Below are 25,000 nucleotides of genomic sequence, written 5' to 3' on the forward strand. Positions count from 1 at the left end.
CATACGCGTCGAGGCTCGAGACGTGCGCTTCCCCACATCGGCGGCGCTCGATGGTTCCGACGCGATGAACCCCGATCCCGACTACTCGGCGGCCTACGTCATCCTGCACACCGATGCGGGCGACGGGATCGAGGGGCACGGGCTCACCTTCACCATCGGGCGCGGCAACGAGCTGTGCGTCGCGGCAATCGAGGCGCTCGCGCCGCTGGTGCGCGGGCGCGACCTGGCCGACATCACGTCCGACATGGGGAGCTTCTGGCGCGGTATCACTTCCGACTCGCAGCTTCGCTGGGTCGGCCCGGAGAAGGGCGTCATCCATCTCGCCACGGCGGCGCTGGTGAACGCCGTGTGGGACCTGTGGGCCAAGGTCGAGGGAAAGCCGCTCTGGAGGCTCCTCGCCGACATGACGCCGGAGGAGGTCGTGCACTGCATCGACTTCCGCTACATCACCGATGCGCTCACGCCGGATGAGGCGCTGGCGATCCTGCGTCGCCATCGCCCCACGCGCGCCGCGCGCGAGGCGGAGCTGCTGCGCGACGGCTATCCGGCCTACACGACGTCTGCAGGATGGCTTGGCTACTCGGACGAGAAGATTCGCCAGCTCTGTCGCGATGGCATCGCCGAGGGGTGGTCGCACTTCAAGATCAAGGTTGGGAGAGACCTCGCGGACGACATCCGGCGCGCGTCGATCATTCGCGACGTGATTGGCCCCGGCCGCAAGCTCATGGTCGACGCCAACCAGGTGTGGGACGTGGGGGAGGCGATCGAGTGGGTGAAGGCGCTCGCGCCGTTCGATCCGTGGTGGATCGAGGAGCCGACGTCGCCCGACGACGTGCTGGGGCACGCCGCCATCGCGCGCGCCGTTGCCCCCATCGGCGTCGCCACCGGCGAGCACTGCCAGAACCGCGTGGTGTTCAAGCAGCTGATGCAGGCGGGGGCCATCCGCTTCTGCCAGGTGGATGCCTGCCGCCTTGGCGGCGTGAACGAAGTGCTGGCGGTGTTGCTCCTGGCGGCAAAGCACGGGATCCCTGTCTGCCCGCACGCCGGCGGCGTGGGGCTGTGCGAGTACGTGCAGCACCTCTCGATCTTCGACTACCTGTGCGTGAGTGCCTCGCTCCACGACCGGCTCATCGAGTACGTCGATCACCTGCACGAGCACTTCGTCGACCCGGTGGTGATGCGGAACGGGCGCTACGTCCCGCCGCAGGCGCCGGGATACAGCATCACGATGAAACGGGAGAGTCTCGACGCATACGCCTTCCCCGATGGACCGGTGTGGAGCCAGCGCCGTGCAGCGATGGCGAACCTCGCGGCGGGCGGTGACGCATGAGCGCGCACGGCGCGACGACGATGAGGGCCGCGGTCCTCGTCGACGTGAACCGACTCGAGGTGCGCGACGTGCCGCGCATCGACCCGTCGCCCCATGAAGTCCTGGTGAAGGTGGAGGCGGTGGGGCTGTGCGGCACCGACGTCCATATCGTCGAGGGGCACGCCAACTACAACGCCGACGAGCGGGGGCGGCTGCGCTCGCTGCGCGAGTCACCGCAGGTCCTCGGTCACGAGATTGCCGGCGTGGTGGCCGAGTGTGGGAGCGCGGTGCGCGACCTTGCGCCTGGCGACCGCGTCATCGTCGACCAGGGGCGAAGTTGCGTGAGCGAGTGGCGCACGCCGCGCTGCGAGTACTGCGCCAGCGGTGACTCCCACCAGTGCGAGTGGTACCGCGAGCACGGCATCACTGGCCTCCTGGGCGGCTTCGCCGACTTCGTCACCGTTCCCGCCGTCAACGCCGTGCGGCTGCGCACCGCGCTCCCCGCGGACCAGGCGGCGCTCACGGAGCCACTCGGTTGCGTCATCCACGCCGCCGATCTCATGGCGCGCGCCAGCGCTCGTTATGCACTCGGCGCCCGCGGCGACCATCGGGTCCGCACCATTATCATCTGTGGTGGCGGCCCGGCGGGGATCCTCTTCGTGCAGTACCTGCGCCGCGTGGCCGGTTTTGACGGGCAAGTGCTCGTGAGCGAGCCGAGCGCGCTGCGGCGGGCGCTCGTGGAACGCTTTGGCGCCGAGGCGATCGACCCGACGACGTCCGATCTCGTGTCCGAGGTGGCCAACCGCACCGCCGGCCGACGGGCCGAGCTGCTCATCGAGGCGTCGGGCGCGGGCCCTGTCTTCGCGATGATCCCGGGGCTCGTGCGCAAGCAGGCCACCGTGCTGTTGTACGGGCACGGCCATGCCGGCGTCGACCTCAGCGTCATGAACCAGGTGCAGTTCCTCGAACCCACGCTGGTGTCGCCGGTGGGCGCCTCGGGAGGGCATGCGGCTGACGGGCGCCCGCTCACGTATGCCCGCGCATTGCAGCTGCTGGAAGACGGGGTGATCGACGTCGCCCCCATCGTGTCCCATCGCTACGCCTCGCTCGAGGCGCTGCCAGATGTCTTCGCGGGCGCGTACAAGCGCCCAGACTTCGTGAAGGGAGTCCTGACCCTATGAATCGCTCCACCATGCGCCTGCTCACGCCCACCATCGCTGTCGTTGCTGCTGCCGGCGCGCTCATCGCCTGCACCGGCGCCGGCGGGGACAAGGGCGCCGCCGCCGGAAAGTCCATCCCCACCATTGCCGTCATCCCCAAGGGGACGACGCACGAGTTCTGGAAGGCGATCCACGCCGGCGCCGAACAGGCCGCCCAGGAACTCGCCGCCCAGGGCGACACGGTCAACCTCATCTGGAAGGGACCGCTGCGCGAGGACGATCGCGAGCAGCAGGTGCAAGTCGTCGAGGGTTTCATCGCGCAGAAGGTCGACGGGATCGTCCTCGCCCCGCTCGATGTGCGCGCGCTGGCGCGGCCGGTGGAGGAAGCCAAGGCGGCCGGTGTGCCGACCGTCATCATCGACTCGGGGCTCGAAACCGATGCCTATCTCTCCTACGTCGCGACCGACAACACCAAGGGAGGCGAACTCGCCGCCGACCGGTTGGGCGAGTTGTTAGGCGGGAAGGGGAACGTGCTGGTGCTCCGCCTGCAGGAAGGCTCCGCCAGCACCACGGCACGCGAGGAGGGATTCCTCGCGCGCCTCAAGGCGAAGTATCCCGGGATCACCGTCGTCTCGTCCAACCAGTACGCCGGCGCCACGCGTGAAACGGCCAAGCAGGCCGCCGAGAACCTCCTCAACCGCTTCGGTGCTGAGCTGCAAGGGATCTTCACCCCTAACGAATCGTCGTCGACCGGGATGCTCCTCGCGCTGCAGGACATCGGCAAGGCGGGGAAGATCCGCTTCGTCGGCTTCGACGCGACGCAGACGCTGCTCGATGCGATGAAGGGCGGCCAGCTCGACGGCATCGCGGTGCAGAACCCGATGCGCATGGGATACCTGGGCGTGAAGACGATGTTCGCCCACTTGCGCAACCAGCCGTTCGAGAAGAAGGTCGACACCGGCGTCACGATGGTGACCCCGGAGACGATGGAGCGGCCGGAGGTGCAGGAGATCATCCGCCCGCCGGTCGACAAGTACCTCAAGGGGAGCTGAGAACCGTTAGGGCAATGAGCGGCGTGGGGAGCGACCAGGTGCGAGCCAGCGGCGGCGAGGCGATGCGCGTGACGGGGATCGTCAAGCGCTTCGGCGCCACGCTCGCGCTCGACGGCGTGGACCTGGTGATCGCGCCGGGCCAGGTGCACGCGCTCATTGGCGAGAACGGCGCGGGGAAGAGCACGCTCATGGGGATCATTGCCGGCGCGCTGCGCCCCGATGCCGGATCGCTCTCCCTCGCTGGCAGCGCCTACGCACCAGTCACACCGCACGACGCCCGCCGGCGCGGCATTGCCCTCATCCACCAGGAACTCTCGCTCTGCCCGCACCTCACCGTCGCCGAGAACGTCTTGTTAGGCGTGGAGCGTGCGCGCTGGGGATGGATCGATCGCTCGGCGAGCCTGGCACGCGCGCGCGCATTGCTCGATGAACTCCCGCATCCCGAGATCCGTCCCGATCGCCTCCTGCGCGAGCTGAGCCTTCCGGCGCGACAGATCGTCGAGATCTGCCGCGCATTGGCATCCGATGCGCGCGTACTCCTGATGGACGAGCCCACGAGCGCGCTCCAGGGGGGCGACGTCGAGCATCTCTTCGCCCTCATCCGCCGCCTCAAGGAGCGCGGCGTGGCGATTCTCTACATCTCGCACTTTCTCGAAGAAGTGCGGCGCATCGCGGACCGCTACACCGTGTTGCGTGATGGACGCAGCGTGGCGAGTGGGGCCATCGCCGACACCACGGACGAGGCGATGATTGCCGCGATGGTCGGGCGGCCGGCGCGCGGGCTCTATCCGGTGCGGTCGCGCTCCGCGGGCGACGTGGTGTTGCGGGTGGCGGGGCTGTCATCGCCACCCAAGCTGGTCGAGGCGTCGTTCGATCTGCGGGCGGGCGAGATACTCGGCGTCGCCGGATTGTTAGGCTCTGGACGCACCGAGCTGCTGCGCACGCTATATGGGCTCGACCGGTGCGCGACGGGGACGATCGAGGCGATGGCGGGCCCCGCCGCAGGTGCCGGCACCGCACTCGCGCGCGCCTCGACCGCCGCGCGCGTGCGCGCTGGCGTCGGGTACGTGAGCGAGGATCGAAAGGGCGAGGGGCTGTCGGTCACGCGCCCAATCGCCGACAACATCTGCGCCACGCACCCCGAGCGCCGTGTTCCGGGACTCGGCATCCTCGATCTCTCGCGCATGGCCGAGCGCAGCCGGCACTGGATGCGCGAGCTGCACGTGAAGGCGCGCTCGCCATGGCAGCGCGTGAGCGCGCTCTCCGGCGGGAACCAGCAGAAGGTGGCCATCGCCCGCCTGTTGCACGGCGAGGCGCGCGTCCTCCTGCTCGACGAGCCCACGCGCGGTATCGACATCGGGGCCAAGGCCGAAGTCTATGAGATCATCGCTCGTCAGGCAGCGCGCGGGTGCGCCGTTGTGCTCGTGAGTTCGGACCTCCCCGAGCTGTTCGGGATGTGCGATCGCCTGGCCGTGATGTCACGGGGGCGGCTCATCGAGGTGCGCCCCATCGAGGAGTGGACGCCGGAGACCGTGCTGGCCACGGCCATCGGCGGAATACGGTAGCCTACACTATCCGGGAGAACTGCCATGCGGCGTGTGATCACTCGCCAACTCCTTGCGACGACGATGTTGCTGTGCACCGCGCCCGCTGCGACGGGTTTGGCGCAAGGCGCGTACGTGCCGAGCGCGGCGAATATGGCGTCGCGCCAGTGGTTCCAGGACGCGCGCTTCGGGCTCTTCGTTCACTGGGGGATCTACGCGGAGCTTGGCGCCGGCGAGTGGGTGATGAACAACCGCGGGATCCCGGCGGCGCAGTACGAGCGGCTGTCGACCTTCTTCAACCCGACGCAGTTCGACGCCGAGGCATGGGTCGCGCTCGCCAAGGCGGCAGGGATGAAGTACATCACCGTCACGAGCAAGCATCACGACGGCTTCGCGATGTTCGACTCGAAGGTGAGTGACTACACCGTGACTCGGCGCACGCCGTTCGGTCGCGACCCCATCAAGGAGCTCGTCGCCGTCGCCAACCGCGAGGGCCTCAAGGTCTTCTTCTACTACTCGCAGCTCGACTGGCACAGCCCGGACTACTTCCCGGTGGGGCAGACGGGGCGAGCCAGCGGCCGTCCCGCCGGCGGCAACTTCGATCGCTACCTGGACTACATGAACGCGCAGCTCCGGGAGCTGCTCACCGGCTACGGCCCGATTGGCGGGATCTGGCTCGACGGGATGTGGGACCGTCCCGAGGCCAACTGGCGGCTGCGAGAGACGTATGACCTCATCCACCAGCTGCAACCCGCAGCGCTCATCGGCTCCAACCACCACATGACCCCCTTTCCCGGCGAGGACTTCCAGATGATCGAGAAGGATCTCCCGGGGCAGAACAGTGCAGGGTGGAACACCGCGGCCCTGGGCGCGCTCCCGCTCGAGACCTGCGAGACGATGAACGGATCGTGGGGGTTCGACCTGACCGACCAGAACGTCAAGAGCACGCGCGACCTGGTGCGCTACCTCGTACGGGCGGCAGGGGCCAATGCGAACTTCCTCCTCAACGTGGGGCCCATGCCTAACGGGGCCATCCAGCCGGAGTTCGTGGGGCGCCTGCAGGAGGTCGGCGCCTGGCTCAGGGTCAACGGCGAGTCCATCTACGGCACGCGCGGCGGGCCCATCGCCGCGCGTCCGTGGGGCGTTACCACGCAGAAGGGGAATCGTGTGTACGTCCACATCCTCGACTGGCGCGACGACGAGCTGTCGATCCCGCTCACGGGCACGGTGCGCGGTGCGCGCGTCCTCGGCAGCGACGCCGTGGTGCGCGTGGCGCCGGCGCCCGGCGGCATCGTGCTGCGCGGCATTTCCGCGGCGCGGCGCGACGAAATCGACACGATCGTGGTGCTGGAGACGAGCCCGTAGCGGCGTGCGGCGTGGCGCCGCCAGGCGCAATCAGCGTGAGCGCGGTGGCGCCTCGCGCTCGCGATCGTAGCGCACGTTGCGGGCGCGCCCGGCAAAGGCGCGGAGTCCCGTGATGTTCCCGCTCGCGTCGCGCACGAATCGCAGCGTCGCCGGCCCCATCCGAAAGCCGTCGGCGTAGTACGGTACCAGCGGGAGTTCGTCGTCGGGCGAGATGCGTGCCAGGAGGCGAGCGCCATCGAGCCGCACCACGAGTCGCGCGTCCAGCTCCGGCGATCGATAGCTCCCGGCATAGTCGCCTAACGACAACGAGGCGGTGGTCGGCGGCGTCGCCGCGACGAGCTCGGTCACCTCGCCATCTGGTGCGGTGACGCGGAGCGCGGTGGCCTTGCCGTCGGCCGGCGTGAAGCGAAGCGTCATCCCCGAGGGGGTGGCGTATGTGCCCGGTGAACCTGTGCCCGACAGCGAGTCGTTCGACGGGCCCATGACGCGTGCGAACTCGCCGACGGTGGCGATCGCGAGTCCGTCGTCGGTGCGCGGCGCGCGGTACATCCCCACGATCCGGTCGCGCTCCGCCACGGCGATCGGCGTGGCGGCGACGCGCGTCGCCGTCGCGCGGGGAACGAACAGCTCGGCCACCGCGCGCCCCAGCTGCACTGCATTGGCATTCGCCGCGTTGCACCACACCGCGACCGAGGTGCGCGCCTCGGGATAGCGCGCGAGGAAGGTGCGATAGCCGGCGGTCGAGCCCGAGTGCGAGACCTCGCGCACGCCATCGCGCCAGGGGTTCACCTGCAAGCCTAACGCGTAGGTGAGCGTGCGCCCGTCGTTGAGGCGCATGCGCGTCTCGAGGAGCTGCGTCAGCTCCGGCCGCCCAAGGAGACCGTTCGACAGCGACTCGTTCCAGGCCAGGAGGTCGTCGAGCGACGAGAGGAGCCCCCCGTTGCCGTGCACCATCGTGAACGGCATGTCCTGCACCCACTTCCCGCGCTCGAAGGCGTAGGCGGTGGCGCGAGCGGGGACCACGCGCCGGTAGTCGTCGCGCCACTGCGTGTGCGTCATGCCTAACGGCTTGAACAGCCGCTCCTGCTCGAACTGGGCAAACGGCATCCCGCTCACCCGCGACACGATCGTCGCCGCCAGCACGTAGCCGGTGTTGCTGTACAGGTACTCGCTCCCCGGCGCGAAGTTCAGCTCGCGCTGCCGAGCGACGAGGTCGAGGATCATCGTGTTCGTGTGCACCTGGGACCCCGGCTCGCGCCCCATGAGCCCGAGCAGCGCCCACTGGTCGCGGAGCCCGCTCGTCATCGTGAGGATGTGGCGGATGGTGATCCGCTGGCCGAAGTCGGGGAGCTCGGGGATGTACTTCCGCACCTCGTCGTCCAGCGAGAGCTTCCCTTCCAGCTGCAACAATGCCACCGCCGCGGCGGTGAACTGCTTGGCCACCGACCCGGACTCGGAGATCGAGTTGGCCGTGAGCGGGACGCCGTACTCGAGGTTGGCCATCCCGTAGCCGCGCTTGAAGACGGGCGTGCCGTTGCGCCCCACCCCCACCAGGCACCCCGGCGTGGTGCTGTCGAAACGAGCGAAGAGGGCGTCGATGCGACGTGCCGTGGAGTCTGCAACGCCCTGCGCCACACCATCGCGCGGCACGAGGAGGAGACCACTGACGAACACCAGCGCAGTCGCGCGGACGAGCGATCGGATCATGCGTGCGTACCTCGGAATGGGCTACCGGCCTGACGGGCGTTCAGGGCGCCTTCCACGTCTTTCTGTACAACGAATCCCACGCCGCCAACGCTGGCTTGGGAGCCAGCGCCGTGTCCACCATCCCGAGCCGCAGGAACGGGAGGAGCCGCGCGTCGCTGCCAAATATGCGCGACGAGAGATCCGTGAAGGTGAGCTGGAAGACGTAGCGCGGCGCGAGCAGCGCCGCCAGCTCTCCCTGCCGGTGAATCCACCGCGCCTGCCGTTGGGGCGAACTCTGGAACGTCGCCGTGGTCGCCGAACTCCACCCGCCTTCCGTCACGAGCGTGGGAAGGTGGCGCCCGCCTAACGGGCGCGTGTACCAGTCGTCCGGCACCTCGGAAGGCTCGGTGAACCCTCCCAGGTATGGGTACGACGAGAGCCCCAGCCACTCGACGAAGGGAAAGTCGCGGAAGTCCTGCTCGACGCCGACGTATCGGTTGGTCCCGCCCAACCGCCCCCATGCGTGCTCCACCTGCACGGTGATAAAGCGCGGGATCGTCGCGTCGATCCCCCGTACATCGGCGGCGGCCGCATTGGCCGCCGTGACGATCGCACTGTACAACGCCGGCGGCGCGGCGTCGCGAATCAGGTTGGTCTCGACGGCCAATCCGATCCCGGCCGGGTGATAGCGCGTCACGAGCGCCCGCACCCATAGACGGTACAGCGCCTGGATGGCTGGGTCGGTCATGCTCCGTCCCGCCTTCCGCAGGTTGTCCGAGTCGCTCTCCCGCTGGATCCCGTTGGACGGATCGACAACGATGACGAGCTCCATCCCCTTCCCGCGCCAGAACTGCACGACGCCGTCCCAGTCGCGCTCGAGGATGTTCGTCATCGATTCACCGGCGAGGATCGACGTCCAGGGCGGCTCGGCATGGATGATCGCCGCGTCGGCGCGCTCGGCCCACAGCTGCAACGATCGTACGGCGAGCGGGAGGTCGTCGGACGGCGGGACGTTGGCGAAGCCGAGTCGGTAGCTGCGTGTTCCGAGCGAGGGGGCGCCGCCCGTCGGCTGTCCATCGGCGGGCTTGCACGCCGTGACGCCGGCGGCCAGCAGCGACCACGCCAGCGCCCCCGCGAAAGTGCACGCGCGCGAGGCGCTCGCGGCGCGCTCCTCAATGTCGTACCATCCCGCCATGGCATTCCTCGACCTGGTGACGCTCATCGTGCGCGACTACGATCGGGCGATCGCGTTCTTCACCGAAGTCCTCGGCTTCGTGCTTGCTGAAGATAGCCCGTCCCTGACGAATGATGGACGCCCCAAGCGCTGGGTCGTCGTGCGTCCGTCCCCCGGAGGGAGCGGGCTACTCCTGGCGCGCGCGGACGGGGGCGCGCAAGAGGAGTGCGCGGGCCGGCAGTTTGCCGGGCGCGTCGGACTCTTCCTGCGGGTTGAGGACTTTGCTGCGACACTGGCGCGGTTGCAGGCGGCGGGAGTGTCCATCGTCGCACCGCCACGAGACGAGCCGTACGGCCAGGTGGCGATCTTTCTCGACTGCGAAGGGAACCGATGGGATCTCCTGGGTCCGCGAGGCTGAGGTGACGGGCGCGTCGGTCATCATCGCGGGCGCCGGCATTGTCGGCTCGTCGATCGCGTACCACCTCGCGGCGCGCGGCTGCCGCGACATCCTTCTTCTCGAGCGATCGGAGTCGCCGGCCAGCGGGAGCACCGGGCGTTCCGCTGGAGGTGTTCGGCATCAGTTCGGCTCTGCGGTCAATGTGCGGCTCTCGCTGTATTCCATCGCACGGCTCAGCGCCTTCACGGAGGAGATTGGGGGACACGCCTCGCTGCGGCAGGTGGGCTACCTCTTCCTGCATACCGAGCCTGCCTCGTGGGAGCGCTACCAGCGACAGGCACAGCTGCAACGCTCGCTCGGTGTCCCGGCAGAGTTGTTGAGCGCCGAGGAGTCGGCGCGCCTCGTACCGGGGACGCGGGTCGACGACGTGCTGGGCGCCTCGTTCTGCCCTTGGGACGGCTATTGCGATCCGTATGGCATTGCGATGGGATACCTCGCGCGCGCCCGCGCGTTAGGCGCGCGCGTACGGTGCGACACACCCGTGACCGAAGTCCGGCGCAAGGGTGAGCGCGTCGTGGCGCTGCGGACCCCCCATGGCGAGGCTGGCTGCGACGTGTTCGTCAACGCGGCCGGCGCGTGGGCCGGACGTGTCGGGGCGCTCGCCGGGCTCGACATCCCGGTGCACCCGTATCGCCGCACGATCTACATGAGTGATGCATTCGACGGGCTCCCGGACGGGATGCCCTTCACCTTCGACGTCTCCAGCGGCTTCTATATCCGCAAGGAGGGGCAGGCGCTCCTCTTCGGCCTCACCAATCCGCATGAGCCCTCCAGCGAGCGTCTCGACGTCGATTGGGAGTGGATGGACACCGTGCTCGAAGCAGGCGTGCGACGCTTCCCGCTGTTAGGGGAGGCACGGCTCGCGCACGATCGCTGCTGGTCCGGGTTGTACGAGGTCACGCCAGACCACATGCCGATCCTGGGGCGACACCCCGACCTGGCGAACTACGTCGACGCGAGCGGCTTCAGCGGGCACGGCGTGATGCACTCGCCGGCGACGGGGTTGCTGATGGCCGAGGAGGTGCTCGATGGGCGCGCCCACACCATCGACATCGATGAGCTGCGGATCGCGCGCTTTGCGTCACGCGAGTTGCGGAGTGAGACGAACGTGTTCTAGCGGTCGAGTCCCATTGTGTCTCAGCGTTCGTCCTGGCGACCGCGGATGGCCCAGTGGAACAGCTGCCATTCTCGATCGTCTGACAGGAGGGGGAGGGGATGCCAACCGAACTCGCAGGGCGCGAGCGTCGCGCCGGGGTGACGCGTCATATGACACTCGGTCTGTTGGTCGCCATTGGGGCGTGGTGCAGCGGCTGTCAGGCAGAGGCGCACGCGCCCACGCCTCCGCTCCTCCCGCAGCCGACGGCGTCGACCAATCAGCAGGCATGCGAGGGGTGTACACGCTTCGCCGTGCGCGTGCGCGATGGCGTGGCGCGCTTGGAGGTCCTCTACAACACCTCCCTGTGCCGCACGGGACAGCTGCAACTGCTCGCGGACACCGCGCCGGTCTACGACGCGAGTTCCGGCACGCTCCGCGTGCCGGTGGTGATCAGGAATGTCGGCAGCACGGCCGTCGTGGCGCCCACGCGCATCTTCTTCAACGCCGACAGCTCGCAGTTTCTCGGGTCGCAAGGACAGATCCTCCCCGGGACGCCGGACATCGTCGCCACGAACCTGGACACGACGCTGGCGGGTGGCCGCGCCGGCTCGTGGCGCTATGACACCCTGCTGGCCGCGGGTGCGCCGCCGCAGGTCCTCGCGCCGGGGGCAACCACACGGCGCAAATGGCTCGTGTTTGCGGGAAGCAGTCTCGCACAGTGGGTCCGGCTCAAGTTGGCGACCATGGCGACGCTCGTCGGAAGCGTGCCGGCGATCGCGCCGGACTCGATACCGGTGACTCTGTTGGGGACCTTACCGAATCTGACAGCGCCCGATGGAGAGACGCTGAAGGCGCAGCTGGTCGTTGTATTGTTTCATCGCGAAGCGACGGTTGTCGATCGCGCGAGAGCGATAAATGGGATCGGCGGTTTCGTCGTGGGCGGGCGGAGGACAATTCAAGGGGACGGTTGGTACATCGTGCGTGTGCCGACCGCAACGACCGTGGACAGCGTTCTCTCCGTCCTCGATGCGCTGATGTCGGATCCATCGGTTGAAGTGGCAGGCGAGTACTCGACCAGCACTCCGCGGGACGAGTCCTGGATGAAGCCGCACGACGGCCCGCTCTGGCAGCGTTCGTCATGGGCGGTCGTTCCCGTATTGGCGTCCGGCATCAATCAGGCGATGGAGCGAGTTGGAGCGCCACTCGCGTGGGGGTGCGAGACTGGCAGCACTACTGTCCGTCTCGGCACGGTGGATGCAGGATTCGGGCGACCGGCTGATCTGGCGCCGAACATCGTGGATGTTGTTGATCCGGTAGTACTGGGCGATCACGGGACGATGATGGCGTCCATCGTCGCGGCTGTAGGAAACAACTCCCGTGGAATGTCCGGAGTCATGTGGAGTGCGTCGCTTCTTCTGCGAAACAAGTTGGTCGACGCTCGAGACTCCACCAGAATCGCGCCTGTGCCATGGTGGACGGCGATTGAGGAGAATCTGCTGCAGCTAGGTAGAGCGGGCGCTTCGATCATGCAGTCAGCCATCCTCCGACTTCAGCAGGAGGGCCGGACTCCTCTCGTTGTGTTGAGCGCCGGAAATGACGGCATCGACGCGAGGCTCGCGGGATACGTCGGAGCCCGCGCCAAGTACCCAAACCAGGTCGTGGTGGTCGGCGCTGTGCGTGCGGATGGTGCACCGTGGCCGGTTTCAAACCATGGACCAGCGGTCGACGTATACGCACCGGGAGAAGACGTCGGGGCCATCACCAGAGCCGAGAAGGACACGGTGGCCTCGGGTACCTCTTTCGCCGCGCCCATTGTTGCGGGTAGTGCAGGCCTTCTGCTGTCATTCATTCCGAATCTCACGACGATGGAGCTACGATCGTTGGTGCTTGCTGGCGCCAATGACTCCGTGAGTGTGAGTGGCTATCGGCGCCCTCTGCTTAGTGCATACGGTGCACTCCGCACCGCCGCCCGCCGCCCCGGCGCCCCCCTCTGCGGCAACCCGGTCGCGTTCTCCGCGCAGCTCGACACGATTCAACAGACGTCCACCATCACGGTGTACGCGAAACGGTCGCCGGGCGCCGGCGACTTCGAATCGCTGAGCACCTTCACGGTGCCAGGCATCAACGGCGCCCCCGTGTACCTGCCACATGGAGGCAAGCAGATCCTCGTCGATCTTGGCGATGGGCTCGGATTGCATCGCGTAGCCCAGTATACCGCCACCGGGTGGCAGACGCTCAGTGCCCCGTGGCCGATCGCCACCGACTCCAGCGTCTCGGGTGTTACGTGGTCGTCGCGCGGTTGGTCGCACGATGGCGATACGGCGTTGTACGTCACCAAGACGATGAACCCTGGTTTCCTCACCGCCAACGTCTCGTACAATCTCTGGTCCGCCGGGTTGCTCGGCGCGACACTCGCCACGCGGGCCAATCTTCCCGACCGGTGGACGCCCGCAGGCGGTGGCGGGGCGAACACTGGTGGCGTCGGCTTCGCGGGGACGCTCTCCCCCACGGGGCGCTTTGCCGTCACGGTGGTCACCGATGGAGCGGCCCCCGGACAGTACCGTTTCTCCAAGGTCGACCTTCCCAGCGGCTCCGATTCGCTGCTCTTCACCGACGTCCTCGACTGGGCGCCCCAGTATCCGAGCGCCTACGCCGGGCCGGCGCCCTTCTTCGGCCTCACCGTGGCAGAAGATGGATCGGAACTGTGGTACACCGCGCCGGTGCAGAACGACGCGCACTACTATGGCTGCGTGTTCAAGCGCTACTCACTCACGCAGCGCCAGTTCGCGTCCGTTGACGTGTTGCCGGGCAACGGCCTGACCGCCTGTACGCCCACGTCGTTTGCCTGGCAGGGTGGGGCCGCGCGCCTGGCGGGGCCGCGCGTGGCACGGTAAGGGGTCGAGACAGTCGTTAGGCGCCGGCGCCGCCACGCTCGCGCCCAGGCAACCTTCCTCGTCACGCGACCATCGTCACCACCAGACAGCCGGCGACGATGAGCCCCACGCCGCACAGGCGCGGGCGCGTGATCCGCTCGCCCAGCAGCCACCACCCCAGGAAGACGCCAACGGCAATGCTGAGTTGGCGCATCCCCAGCACGTAGCTCGTCACGCCGGTGCGCAGCGAGAGCAGGATCAGGAGGTACGAACAGGTGTTGAGGAGCCCGATGGCCACGATCGCCAAGCGATGCGACATCCACGTGCGACGCACGTCGCCAGGCGCAACGCGCCAGGCCAGCCACGCCGCATATCCCCCCGCCACCAGCACGGTGTACAAATAGATGTAGGCAAAGGGCGCCAGGTGGCGAATGGCGCGCTTGTCCCACACGGTGTATCCGGCCGCCACGAAGCCGGCCGCAACGGAGTACACCGTGGCGCGCGAGCGCAGCGACTGCCCCAGCGTGCGCATGGCCCCGGCGGAGAAGGCCGGCAGGTTGAGGACGAGGATCCCCGCGATGATGGCGGCGAGCCCGGCCACCCCCGCCGGCGCCACCCGCTCGCCTAACGCGAACCACCCGGCGATGGGGAGGAAAGCAAGGATGGCGCCGCGCGAGATGGGGTAGACGACGGAGAGGTCGCCGTGACGGTAGGCGTGCGCCAGGAAGACGTAGTTGAGCCCCACACCGGTCGCCGCGATGCCGGTGTACCACAGCACCGTCGGCGTGTCGGGGAGCGCGGCGGCGAACCCCCACGCGAAGACCGGCGCCAGGAGCACCGCCTCGGCCACCTTGCTGAGCGCCACCACCTGCTGCGTCCCCCCGGCGCGCTTGAGCAGGTAGTTCCACGTCGCGTGCAGCACCGCGGAGGCAAGGACCAGGGAGAATGCGCTCGGCGGCATGCCGGGAATCTCGCCCGTTGCCGGCGCGCTCGACAGCCTCGGCGCCTTCCCTCACATTCCCCGGTGCCTCTCCTCCCCATGCCATGACACTCGTCCGTCATTTCGCGCTTCGCGCTGCAGGGCGCGCCTTGTCCGTCGCCGTCGCCTTCCCGGTCGTCGGCTTCCCGCTCGCGGCGCAGGCGCAGGGGGGCGCGAGTTCCGCGAGCGCTGGCGCCGCGCAGCCGCCGCGCAATGCGGTCTTCGACCTCGCTCGCTCGCCGCTCGAGCTGCGCGGCCCGGCGCGCCCCAACACCTACCTGGCCAGCGTCGGGCGCAAGGCGATCGCGATGGGGACCGAGGATGGCCGCATCGAGCTCTGGTCGTGGCCCTACAAGTGGCTGCACGACTTCCAGCTCTCCTTCCGCGTCCCAAAGTACACCACGCCCATTGCCGGCCGGGAGGTCGCGCGCTGGGTCACCGTGCGCCCCGAGGGCGTCACGATCGAGTACGCCTACGAGACGTTCACGGTCAAGCAGCATGTCTTCGCCGTGCTCGACCAGCCGGCCACGATCATGCTCCTCGAGGTCGACGCCATCCGTCCCATGGAGGTCATCGCCACCTTCCAGCCCGACATCCACCTCGCGTGGCCGGCGTCGTTAGGCGGGCAGTACATCGCCTGGAACGCACAGGCCAGGGCCTTCGTCTTCACCGAGTCGCGGCGGCAGGTGAATGCCTTCCTCGGATCGCCCGGCGTGACGCAGGCATCGGACGTTCCCGCGCACATGCTCTCGGCAGCGCTTCCGCAGTTTGTCATCGGCGTGGGGAGCGCCAGCGAGCGCTACACCGAGCCACGCATGGGCGAGCCCCCGGGCGGGAACGTCAACATCCACGACGGCTTCATCCCCATCGTGATGGCGGGGGGCGAGATGCCGCGCGACTCGGCGCGTGCGCTGTATGAACGATTGCTCCAACCGGGGGCAGCGGAACGCGAATGGCGCAAGCGCGTGGCGCACTACGACTCGCTCCGCACGCAGACGGCGCACGTCGTGACGCCCGACACCGCGCTCAACCGCGCCTTCGAGTGGGCCAAGGTCAACCTCGACGAGGCCATGGTCTGCAATCCGCACCTGGGGTGCGGGCTCGTGGCAGGGTACGGACTCTCCGGTGCGGCGAGCGATCGCCCAGGCTTTGGCTGGTTCTTCGGGGGCGATGCGGCCATCAACTCGTTCGGGATGAGCGGCGTGGGGCAGCGCGACCTGGTGCGCGATGGTGTCTTCCGATTCTTCGCCAAGTACCAGCGCGCCGACGGGAAGATCACGCACGAGATCTCGCAGGGCGCCGGCAAGGTGGACTGGTTCGGCCAGTATCCATACGCCTTCTATCACGGCGACACGACACCGTTCTGGGTGCTGGCCTTCGGCGAGTACTGGAAGCAGAGCGCCGACACCGCGCTGGTGCGCGAGCTGTGGCCCAACATCAGGAAAGCGTACGAATGGTCGCGCAAGGCCGACAGCGACGGCGATGGCCTGATGGAGAACACCATTGCCGGCGCCGGCGCGCTGGAAGTCGGTGACCTGCAGGAAGGGATCGTCTCCGACGTGTACCTGAGCGGTGTCTGGATCGCCGCGCTGGAGCGCTTGGCGCGCATGGCCGAGGCGATGAAGGAACCCGCGCTGGCCAGCGAGGCGCGCGCGACGCGGGCCAGGGCGCTGGCGACCCTCGAGCGGACACTCTGGATGCCGCAGCAGGGGCAGTACGCCTTTGCCATCCTCGAAGGGAAGAAGGTCAACGAGAACCTGACCTCGTGGCCCGCCACCGCACTTTCGTTCGACGTGTTCGACGCCACGCGCGGTGCGGAGATGGTTGCGCGCCTGGCCAGCAACGAGATCATGACCGACTGGGGGGCGCGCCCGCTCTCGGCGCGCTCGACGCTCTTCGACCCGCTGCACTACAACAACGGCGCCGTGTGGCCCTTCGTAACCGGATGGGTGTCGCTGGCGCAGTACCGCTACCACAACGCGCACGCGGGGCGCTTTGCTCTCGACGCCATTGCCCGCACCGGTTTCGACGAGTCGATGGGGCGCAACCCGGAAGTGATCTCGGGACGCGTCTACAAGCCGCTCGACACCGCGGTGCCGCACCAGTTCTTTGCCACGTCGATGGTCCTCACGCCGCTGGTGCGCGGGCTGCTGGGGCTCGAGGTCGACGCGCCGGCGGGGCGCCTGCGCGTGGCGCCGCACCTTCCCCCCGATTGGGATTCGGTGCGCGTCGAGCACCTGGCGGTGGGCGAGGCCAAGCTGTCATTGCAGCTCGTGCGTCGCGATCGGCAGCTCGCGTTGCACGTGACGCGCGAGGGGATCGAGAAGGGGCGTCCTATCGTGGTGGAGTTTGCCCCGGCGCTCCCACTCGGAGCGACCGCCGTGTCCCGCGCCACCGGCGAGTCGCTGCGCGCGCAGACATATCCGGGCGCGGTGGTGGCGCTCGATTCCGCGTCGCTGGGCGACCAGGTGCAACTCGCGGTGACGTGGAGCGGCGGGTGGGAGATCATCCCGCCACGGCAGGCGCCTCGTATTGGTGACCGGTCGTCGGCGCTGCGTGTCGTGCGCGAACGCATCGACGGCGGACGCTACGCCGTGCGACTCGAGGGGCGAGCCGGTGCTCGCTACACACTCCGCGTGCGTACACCCAACGGCGCGGCACCGGCATCGGTCACGGTCCTACCCGCGCAGCAGGTGATGATGCCGCTGCGCATGCGTGAGCCAGGTCACGACAGATCGGTCGAATTGACTGTCGAGTTCCCGTCACAGGGTGGTGATGCCGATGGATTCGTCGCGCTCGACCTCGTCTTTGCGTCCTCCTGATGCCGCGAATTGCGCCGCGTTGTAGGGGAGTGATGCGCCGCCGTGTGTCCCTTAACACGAACGCACGAGTGACGTCTCATGCTCGTGGAAGGGGATGCCTCCCCTGTTCCGGATGAGTGCGAGCCCATGCGGCATGGCGGTGCAGCCTGCCGTGTGAAAATCGTGCGAAATCCGCGCGGAAGGAGCGCTGGCAGGTGCGCCTCGACCGTTAGGCGACGATACTGGTAGTGCAGTACGGATGTGTGCGTCTCTGGGGGGAGCGCCACATACGACACACCCCTGGCAGCGAAAGCGGCCAGGGGTGTTGTCGTTCGTTACCGCCCCAGCACCTCCCCCAGCGCCGCCAGCACTTCCTGCACCTCACCTAACGAGTGCTCGCCCATGTGGCCAATGCGCACCATGTCGTCCTTGCGCGAACCGTAGCCCGGCGCGAGCACGAAGCCCCTCGCCTTCATCGCCGCCGCCACCTCGCCCCCCTTGACCCCCTCCGGCATGAGGATGCAGCTCACGCCCGGCGAACGGTAGCCGACAGGTGCAAAGATGCGGAGCCCGCGCGACTCGGCCCACGCCCACGTGTACTGCGCCATCTCGCCATGGCGCGCCCACCGCGCCTCCACGCCCTCGGCAAGGATGTAGTCCAGCTGCACGTCCAGCGCGTAGAGCAGCGACACGGCCGGCGTGTTGGGCGTCTGGTGCTTCCGGTAGTACTCGTCGAACTCGAGCAGGTCGAAGTACAGCCCGCGGCGATGGCTCTGGCGCGCGCGCGCAAAAACACGCTCGTTGGCGGTGCAGAACGCCAATCCCGGCGGGAGCGCCAGCGCCTTCTGCGATCCCGTGAGGACGTAGTCCAGCTCCCACGCATCGCACTCCACGGCGCCGGCGGCCAGCGACGACACGGTGTCGATCACCACGGCAATGTCACCCGCCTGGTGTGCAACCTGCGCCAGTTCGCGAATCGGGTTGAGCACCCCCGTCGACGTCTCCGAGTGCACGATCGTGACGACGTCGTACTCCTTCTTCTTCAGCGCGTCGGCAAGCAGCTCGGGAGCATGATAATCGCCGAAGGGAACCTCGAGCTTGTCGGCCGCGATGCCCGAGTTCACCGATGCCTTGTGGAAGCGCTCCGAGAAGGAGCCGTTGATGAGGCATAGGACGCGTTTGTGCGAGGCGTTGCGTACCCCCGCCTCCATCAACCCTGTCGCCGACGACGTCACCGAATAGACGGGGCGCGACGTGCGAAACACCTGCTGCAGCTTGGGACCCACGCGCGCCATCAGCGCCTCCACGTCGGCGCCGCGATGCCCGATCATCTGCGCGGTCATGGCATACAGCACGTCGTGACGAACCTCGGTCGGGCCGGGAAGGAAGAAGCGGCCGAAGGGCGGCGCCTTGACGCTGGCGCCCGGAGGAAGCGTGGACGGTGCGGGAACGACAGTGCTGCTCATGGGGAACCCTTGGGCGGAGGAACAGGAGACGCCGGGAGTTCCGGCGCGTGAGATGCAGCGGTCGCCGGCCCGTCGAGGGCCAGCGCGAGTACCGGGAACAGCGAGCGCTCGTGCACCACCACGTGCGCCTCGGCCACGACGCGTGGCCGCGCCACGACGCCGGCAAAGCCGACGAAGCAGTCGACCACACCCTTGGCCTCGAGGTCGGTGTTGCCGTCGCCCACGAGCATCATGGGGCGCGGCAGCGGCCCTAACGATGTGATGACGACTGGCTTCCCGCCATCGCGCGTGAGTGGCGACGACTCGTCGAAGCCGGCGTACTGTCCCGCCTCGTCGAACCGGATGTCGACCGCGTGCACCCGGTCGTGCGGGACGCCGAGTGCGTCGGCCACGTGGAGCACCGCCGGGCGCAACCCGCCAGAGATGATGTGCACCTCGGCGTCCGCCTGCTGCAACGCGGCCACCACCTCGCGCGCGCCAGGCACGAGCCGCTCGACGTACAGCCGTCCCACGCGCTCCAGTTCCGCGCGCGACGGCCGGATGATTGCGAGTCGCCGTGCGTACACCGACTCCAGCGCAACCTCGCCCCGCATCGCCGCCTCGGTGAGCGGAACGATCTGGTCGCGGTACTCACGCGCCAACTCGTCGATCCCCTCCATGGCCGAGAGGGTCGTGTCGCAGTCGAAGAAGACGGTGCGGAACACTACGCGCCCGTTCCGGTTGGCGTCGATCCCGTCGCCCTCGTCTTCCCGTCTTCTCGTCTTCCCGTCTTCTGCATCCCCTAGATATGAATTGCGCGCCCCAGCACCGCCAACGCCGCTTCCTTCGTCACCTCGCTCAGCGTGGGGTGCGAGTGCACCGTGATCCCGATGTCCTCGCTCGACCCGCGATACTCGAACGCCAGCACGACCTCCGCCAGCAGGTCGGAGACGTTGGCGCCAATCATGTGGCAGCCTAACAACTCGTCCGTCTGCGCGTCGGCGATCATCTTCACGAAGCCGTTGGTCTCGCCCATCGTGCGCGCGCGCCCGTTGGCCGAGAAGGGGAACTTCCCCACCTTGTATGCGCGAGCGCTCGCCTTGACCTCCTGCTCCGTGAGCCCCACGGTTGCAATCTCTGGCCAGGTGTACACCACGCCTGGCATGGAGTGGTAGTGCATGTGCACGGGCTTTCCCGCAATCACCTCGGCGGCCACCACCCCCTCCTCCTCCGCCTTGTGCGCCAGGAGCTTCCCGCCCACCACATCGCCAATCGCGAAGACGTTGGGGAGGTTCGTGCGCATCTGGTCGTCGACCATCACTTCGCCGCGCGCGAGCGTCTTGAGCCCCAGTGCCGCGGCGTCGATCCCGTGCAACGACGGCCGGCGGCCAACGGAGACCAGGACGTAGTCCGCGTCGAGCGTCTCCGTGGCACCGTCCTTGTCGATGGTCACGAGGACGCGGTTCGCTTCGACGATCGCCCCCGTCACCTTGGTCCCGGTGCGGAGGTCGAGCCCCTGCTTGCGGAAGATGCGGTCGGCCTCGCGCGTGATGTCGTCGTCGTTGCCGGGGAGGATGGTCGGCATGAACTCGACCACTGTCACCTTGGCCCCTAAACGTCGCCAGACGGAGCCAAGCTCGAGCCCGATCACCCCGCCGCCGATCACGACGAGATGGCGCGGCACCTCGGCTATCGAGAGCGCGCCGACGTTCGAGAGGACGCGCCGCTCGTCGAACTTGAGGAAGGGAAGTTCCGACGGGACCGAGCCGGTGGCGATGATGACGTGCCTGGCCTGGTACGTCGTGACGGTGCCGTCGTTGGCGGTCACGTCGACGATGTTGCCGGGCTTGAGCGTCCCGCGCCCTCGCGCCCACGTGACCTTGTTCTTCTTGAGGAGGAACTCCACGCCGCGCGTGTTGGCCCCCACGACGTCGTCCTTGCGCTTCATCATCGCCGCGAGGTCGAAGCGGAGTCCGTCGAAGGCAAGGCCGTGCTCGTGTGCGTGCAGCTTGGCGAACTCGTAGTGCTCCGACGATTGGAGCAGCGCCTTGGACGGGATGCATCCCACGTTGACGCACGTGCCGCCGAGCGTCTTGTCCATCTCGACGCAGACCGTGGAAAGGCCGAGCTGGGCCGCGCGAATGGATGCGACATAGCCGCCGGGACCGCCACCGATCACCACCACGTCGGCGGCGAGGAGTTCGTTCGCCATCTGGAGCCAGGTAAGGGGAGAGGGACGGTCGAAAGCTAAGCGGGTGTGGCCGCTGATCGCGACCACACCCGCCCCCACACCGCGATCTCCTGCGGTGCCCCAGCTCGAATTGTGGACCCGCGGACCGAACTACGCCGCGCGGGTGCTGCTGTCGGCGCGCGTGGCCGTGAAACGCCCGCTGCGCAGCGTGTTGCGCCAGTTCTGCACGCGGGTGTAGAAGGTCCCTTCGATTGTCTCACCGCGTCGCGTCCCCTCGAAGACCGTGAGGACGTCGGCGTTCTCGCGAGGGCAGTAGTACGGCCCCACGAGTGCGACAAAGGTGGCGTTGGCAGCCTCGAGCAACTTCATCCCGGTGGGCGCCACGTCCTTCGTCGCGAAGAAGAGGAAGCGCCCGGCCACCGACGCGTTGTGCGAATGGTCCCTGAGAAGCGTGAACGGTACGCGTTCCTCGGTGCCATCGAGCGTCAGCTCCCCGCGCCAGTTCCCGACGAGGGCTCCGAGCGGAGCACCCGTGCGCGCATCGCGTCGCGAAGGGGGGAGTGGCGTGAAGGCGTAGCTCATGGTCGGTTCCTCGTGTTGTGCTGTCGTACGGGGCGCGTCCGCAGGAGTTTCAGCGCTGCCTCACGTCCGATCCATCCAACGGATTGGATGCCGCGAAGGGCCCAAAGGTTTACCGCGAGTCATCCCGCGAGGCATCCCGCGAGGCATCCCCCGAGACGCCAAACGACCCGCTGCGACGGCGCCACGCTCAGCCAATGCATCCCCCCCTGAAACGCAACGCGGCGCCAAGCGGCGCCGCGTTGCACTCCCGTCTCCCGTCCCCCGTCCCCCCTACTCCACCACCATCAGCGCCGGATCCTCCATCAACTCCTTCACCCGCACGAGGAACAGCACCGCCTGCTGCCCGTCGATGATGCGATGGTCGTAGGAGAGGGCGACGTACATCATGGGGCGAATCGCGATCGCGCCGTTCACCACCATCGCGCGCTCCTGCACCTTGTGCAGCCCCAGGATCCCCACCTGCGGGAAGTTGATGATGGGGGTCGAGATGAGCGAACCGAAGACGCCACCGTTGGTGATGGTGAATGTCCCGCCCGTGAGGTCATCCATCGTGAGCTTTCCATCGCGCGCCTTCTTGGCCACGGCGACGATAGCGCGCGCGATGTCGAGGATCGACATGCGGTCGGCATCCTTCAGGTTCGGGACGACGAGCCCGGCATCGGCCGCCACCGCGATCCCCATGTTCACGTAGTGGTGATACTGGATGTGATCGCCATCCACCTTGGCGTTCACCACCGGGTGCTGCTTGAGCGCCATGCACACCGCCTTCACGAAGAAGGGCATGAACGAGAGGCGGACGCCGTGCTCTTTCTCGATCTTGTCCTTGATCCTGGCGCGCAACGCCTCGACGGTGGTCATGTCGATCTCGTTGAACGTCGTGAGCGGCGCTGTCGACTGGTGCGACTCCAGCAAGTGCTCGGCCATGCGCTTGCGGCGCGTGGTCATCTTTTCGCGCGATTCGCGCGGGGCGCCGAGCACGGGGGGGCGCATCGGCGCGGCGACGGGCTGCGGTGCGTCGGCGGGAGCGGGTGCGGCAGCAGGGGCCGCTACCGGCGCCGTTGCCGGCGCCGTGTTTGCCGCCGCGCGCTGCGTTGCGGCTGACGAGGGCGCCGGTGCCGCGCTCGACGCAGCCAGGTGCTCGATCACGTCCGGCTTGCTCACGACGCCGCCCCGTCCGGTGCCACTCACCTGTGACAGGTCGACGCCCTCCTCTGCGGCCACACGGCGCGCCGCGGGCGAGGCCCGCTCCGACGTCGACTCAGCCGCCGGCGCGGCAGGAACCGGCGCCGCCGACGTAGCCGGCGCGGCAACCGGCGCGGCAACCGGCGCGGCCGCCGGCGCACTCACCGGCGCGGTCGCTGCCGTGCTTGCCGCAGCGGCCGCACCCGCACCGCCCCCCTCGTCGATCTCGCACAGGATCTCGTCCACCTTCACCACATCCCCTTCCCGCTTGAGCACTCGCGTCACGACCCCGGCTTTCAGCGCCGGAACCTCGACCGTTACCTTGTCCGTCTCCAGTTCGACCAGGGTCTCGCCCGCGTTCACCCGGTCTCCCTCCTTCTTGAGCCACCGTGAAATGGTGGCTTCGACGATGGATTCACCGAGGACCGGGACTTTGATCGAGAGCATGGACAGAGTTTCCGGACTGGGACGAGGTGCGACGACGATGGCGGGTTGGTTCGGGCTGCGGACGCCGTGCTCCGCGCTCGGGCAATACCCTGCCGACGATGTTCCGGAATCTATATCCACAGCCATTCCAGCGACCACAGGTTGCGCCCAGATGCGTTCGGCTCTCCCGCGTGATCCCGTGCGCGCGACACCCATCATCCATCACTCCTCACGCCTAGCCACGAGCAGCCAGTGCGCGCCCTGACCATCTCCGCCCACGGGGGGCTCGAGCAGCTCCAGTACCGGGACGACCTGCCGGCGCCAACCATCGCCTCACCCACCGACGTCCTGGTGCGAATGAAGGCCGCGGCGCTCAATCGGCTGGACATGTTCATGCTGGGCGGGCTCCCCGGGATCACGATCACCCCGCCCTGGGTGGTCGGGTCCGACGGCGCAGGCGTGGTCGAGGCGGTGGGGGCGGGGGTCACCTCGGTCCGCGTCGGCGATCACGTCGTCCTCAATCCCGGGCGCAGTTGCCGCCACTGCGAGTACTGCACCTCGGGCGACTCGCCGCTCTGCCTTCACTACGGGATCGCGGGGGAACACTTCCCCGGGACGTTGTGCGAACAGCTCGTCGTCCCCGAGTGGTACGTGGCCCCTATCCCGCCCCGGATCCCGTTCGCGGAGGCGGCCGCCTTTCCGCTGGCAACGCTCACCGCGTGGCGCATGCTGGTGAGCCGTGCTCGCCTCGAACCCGGCGAGCATGTGCTCATCTGGGGCATCGGTGGCGGCGTGGCGCTGCAGGCGCTGCAGATAGCCAAGTCGATCGGCGCCATCACCTGGGTCACGTCGGGGAGCGACGAGAAGCTGGCGCGTGCCAAGGCGTTAGGCGCGGACGAGGTGATCAACCATGCCCGGGGCGACGTGGGCAAGGAGATCCGCGCACGCACGGGCAAGCGCGGCGTCGACGTGGTGGTCGACAGCGTGGGGGAGAAGACGTGGGCGCAGTCGCTGGGCGCGTTAGGCAAGCGTGGGCGCCTCGTGACCTGCGGCGGCACCTCGGGGCCCAGGCTGGAGATGGACGTGCGCCGCCTCTTCTGGAACCAGTGGACGATCATGGGTTCGACCATGGGGAACGAGGAGGAGTTCGCCGCGGCGACGGCATGGTTCGCCGAGGGGAAGATCCGCGCCGTCGTCGACTCGGTGCACGCGCTGGCCGATGGCCGGGCGGCGTACGAGCGCCTGGGGTCGGGGGCGCAGTTCGGGAAGGTCGTGCTCGAGATCTGATGCGCGTTGCTTGCTTCGAGAAGACGAGAAGCATGCCCCAGCGAAGGCTGGGGACGAGAAGCCTGCCCAGCGAAAGCTGGGGACGAGAAGCATGCCCCAGCGAAGGCTGGGGACGAGAAGCCTGCCCCGGCGAAAGCTGGGGACGAGAAGGGACGGGCGAACGGTGACTGAGGCAGCGAAGTTTTCGCTCGAGGAGGAAAAGGCGCTGCGGGCTGCGGTTGCGGCTGGCGGGACGGCGACGTGCCCGCGCTGTGCCGTGACGATGACGCAGCGCTCCATCGGCGGCGGGTCGTTCGGGCTGGGCTACGCCCGCAAGCGGGAGTGGTTCATCTGCCCGTCGTGCCACCGCTCGGTGATCTTCGACGTCAAGCGCGGGACGCGGAACTAGCGA

General features: G+C 68.2%; 19 protein-coding genes. 11 read left to right on the forward strand and 8 right to left on the reverse strand.

Annotated elements, in window-relative coordinates:
- Positions 1-22 precede the first annotated feature (22 nt).
- The 5 genes from IT359_02170 to IT359_02190 are packed head-to-tail and all read left to right on the forward strand — an operon-like array spanning position 23 to position 6,430.
- A complete protein-coding gene (locus IT359_02170) occupies positions 23-1,330 on the forward strand; it encodes an L-fuconate dehydratase (protein MCC6927773.1) in 1,308 nt (435 codons plus the stop codon).
- Positions 1,327-2,490, forward strand: coding sequence for an alcohol dehydrogenase catalytic domain-containing protein (locus tag IT359_02175; GenBank protein MCC6927774.1), 1,164 nt, complete (start codon positions 1,327-1,329; stop codon positions 2,488-2,490). Before IT359_02170 ends, IT359_02175 begins: the two co-directional genes overlap by 4 nt.
- Positions 2,487-3,521: a substrate-binding domain-containing protein gene (locus IT359_02180; protein ID MCC6927775.1), complete on the forward strand. Its 1,035-nt coding sequence runs from the start codon at positions 2,487-2,489 to the stop codon at positions 3,519-3,521. Before IT359_02175 ends, IT359_02180 begins: the two co-directional genes overlap by 4 nt.
- 14 nt (positions 3,522-3,535) lie before the next feature.
- Positions 3,536-5,086 carry a sugar ABC transporter ATP-binding protein gene (locus IT359_02185; GenBank protein MCC6927776.1) on the forward strand — a complete coding sequence of 517 codons (1,551 nt, stop codon included), beginning with the start codon at positions 3,536-3,538 and terminating at the stop codon, positions 5,084-5,086.
- Positions 5,087-5,110: 24 nt separating this feature from the next.
- A complete protein-coding gene (locus IT359_02190) occupies positions 5,111-6,430 on the forward strand; it encodes an alpha-L-fucosidase (protein MCC6927777.1) in 1,320 nt (439 codons plus the stop codon).
- 30 nt (positions 6,431-6,460) lie between these two features.
- On the opposite strand, the gene IT359_02195 is transcribed toward IT359_02190, so the two are convergent.
- Together IT359_02195 and IT359_02200 are read right to left on the reverse strand one after the other, a co-directional pair.
- Complete coding sequence (locus tag IT359_02195) at positions 6,461-8,137, reverse strand: serine hydrolase (protein MCC6927778.1); 1,677 nt, start codon at positions 8,135-8,137, stop codon at positions 6,461-6,463.
- 40 nt (positions 8,138-8,177) lie between these two features.
- Positions 8,178-9,311 carry a hypothetical protein gene (locus IT359_02200; GenBank protein ID MCC6927779.1) on the reverse strand — a complete coding sequence of 378 codons (1,134 nt, stop codon included), beginning with the start codon at positions 9,309-9,311 and terminating at the stop codon, positions 8,178-8,180.
- Here IT359_02200 and IT359_02205 point away from each other — a divergent pair.
- The 3 genes from IT359_02205 to IT359_02215 all read left to right on the forward strand — a co-directional run bounded on the left by IT359_02205 (position 9,310) and on the right by IT359_02215 (position 13,737).
- The gene (locus tag IT359_02205; GenBank protein MCC6927780.1) at positions 9,310-9,708 is read left to right on the forward strand and encodes a VOC family protein; all 399 of its coding nucleotides are present in this window, start codon (positions 9,310-9,312) and stop codon (positions 9,706-9,708) included. The two genes, IT359_02200 and IT359_02205, sit on opposite strands and share 2 nt — an antisense overlap.
- Position 9,709: 1 nt before the next feature.
- Complete coding sequence (locus tag IT359_02210) at positions 9,710-10,864, forward strand: FAD-binding oxidoreductase (GenBank protein MCC6927781.1); 1,155 nt, start codon at positions 9,710-9,712, stop codon at positions 10,862-10,864.
- 290 nt (positions 10,865-11,154) lie between these two features.
- Positions 11,155-13,737: a S8 family serine peptidase gene (locus IT359_02215; GenBank protein ID MCC6927782.1), complete on the forward strand. Its 2,583-nt coding sequence runs from the start codon at positions 11,155-11,157 to the stop codon at positions 13,735-13,737.
- Positions 13,738-13,798: 61 nt separating this feature from the next.
- Here the strand turns inward: IT359_02215 and IT359_02220 are convergent, their stop codons facing one another.
- On the reverse strand, positions 13,799-14,677 hold the full coding sequence (locus tag IT359_02220) for an EamA family transporter (GenBank protein ID MCC6927783.1): 879 nt from the start codon (positions 14,675-14,677) through the stop codon (positions 13,799-13,801).
- Between the two features lie 83 nt (positions 14,678-14,760).
- Between IT359_02220 and IT359_02225 the strand changes: the two genes are divergently transcribed.
- Positions 14,761-17,517, forward strand: coding sequence for a hypothetical protein (locus IT359_02225; GenBank protein ID MCC6927784.1), 2,757 nt, complete (start codon positions 14,761-14,763; stop codon positions 17,515-17,517).
- A gap of 314 nt (positions 17,518-17,831) precedes the next feature.
- Here IT359_02225 and IT359_02230 read toward each other — a convergent pair whose 3' ends face one another.
- The 5 genes from IT359_02230 to odhB all read right to left on the reverse strand — a co-directional run bounded on the left by IT359_02230 (position 17,832) and on the right by odhB (position 23,343).
- Positions 17,832-18,962 (reverse strand): alanine--glyoxylate aminotransferase family protein, encoded by a 1,131-nt coding sequence (locus tag IT359_02230; GenBank protein ID MCC6927785.1) that lies wholly within the window; start codon positions 18,960-18,962, stop codon positions 17,832-17,834.
- The gene (locus tag IT359_02235) at positions 18,959-19,666 is read right to left on the reverse strand and encodes an HAD-IB family phosphatase (protein ID MCC6927786.1); all 708 of its coding nucleotides are present in this window, start codon (positions 19,664-19,666) and stop codon (positions 18,959-18,961) included. Before IT359_02235 ends, IT359_02230 begins: the two co-directional genes overlap by 4 nt.
- A gap of 77 nt (positions 19,667-19,743) precedes the next feature.
- The gene (gene lpdA, locus IT359_02240; GenBank protein ID MCC6927787.1) at positions 19,744-21,153 is read right to left on the reverse strand and encodes a dihydrolipoyl dehydrogenase; all 1,410 of its coding nucleotides are present in this window, start codon (positions 21,151-21,153) and stop codon (positions 19,744-19,746) included.
- 129 nt (positions 21,154-21,282) lie between these two features.
- Entirely contained in the window at positions 21,283-21,714 is a 432-nt protein-coding gene (locus tag IT359_02245; GenBank protein ID MCC6927788.1) for a hypothetical protein, read from the reverse strand.
- Between the two features lie 270 nt (positions 21,715-21,984).
- On the reverse strand, positions 21,985-23,343 hold the full coding sequence (odhB, locus tag IT359_02250) for a 2-oxoglutarate dehydrogenase complex dihydrolipoyllysine-residue succinyltransferase (protein ID MCC6927789.1): 1,359 nt from the start codon (positions 23,341-23,343) through the stop codon (positions 21,985-21,987).
- A 231-nt stretch (positions 23,344-23,574) separates the two neighbouring features.
- Here odhB and IT359_02255 point away from each other — a divergent pair, with 231 nt between their 5' ends.
- Together IT359_02255 and IT359_02260 are read left to right on the forward strand one after the other, a co-directional pair.
- On the forward strand, positions 23,575-24,609 hold the full coding sequence (locus IT359_02255) for a zinc-binding dehydrogenase (protein MCC6927790.1): 1,035 nt from the start codon (positions 23,575-23,577) through the stop codon (positions 24,607-24,609).
- Positions 24,610-24,772: 163 nt separating this feature from the next.
- Complete coding sequence (locus IT359_02260; protein MCC6927791.1) at positions 24,773-24,997, forward strand: hypothetical protein; 225 nt, start codon at positions 24,773-24,775, stop codon at positions 24,995-24,997.
- Positions 24,998-25,000 lie beyond the last annotated feature (3 nt).

It is taken from the genome of Gemmatimonadaceae bacterium (genome assembly GCA_020852815.1).
In the GTDB taxonomy this organism is placed as follows: Bacteria; Gemmatimonadota; Gemmatimonadetes; order Gemmatimonadales; family Gemmatimonadaceae; genus SCN-70-22.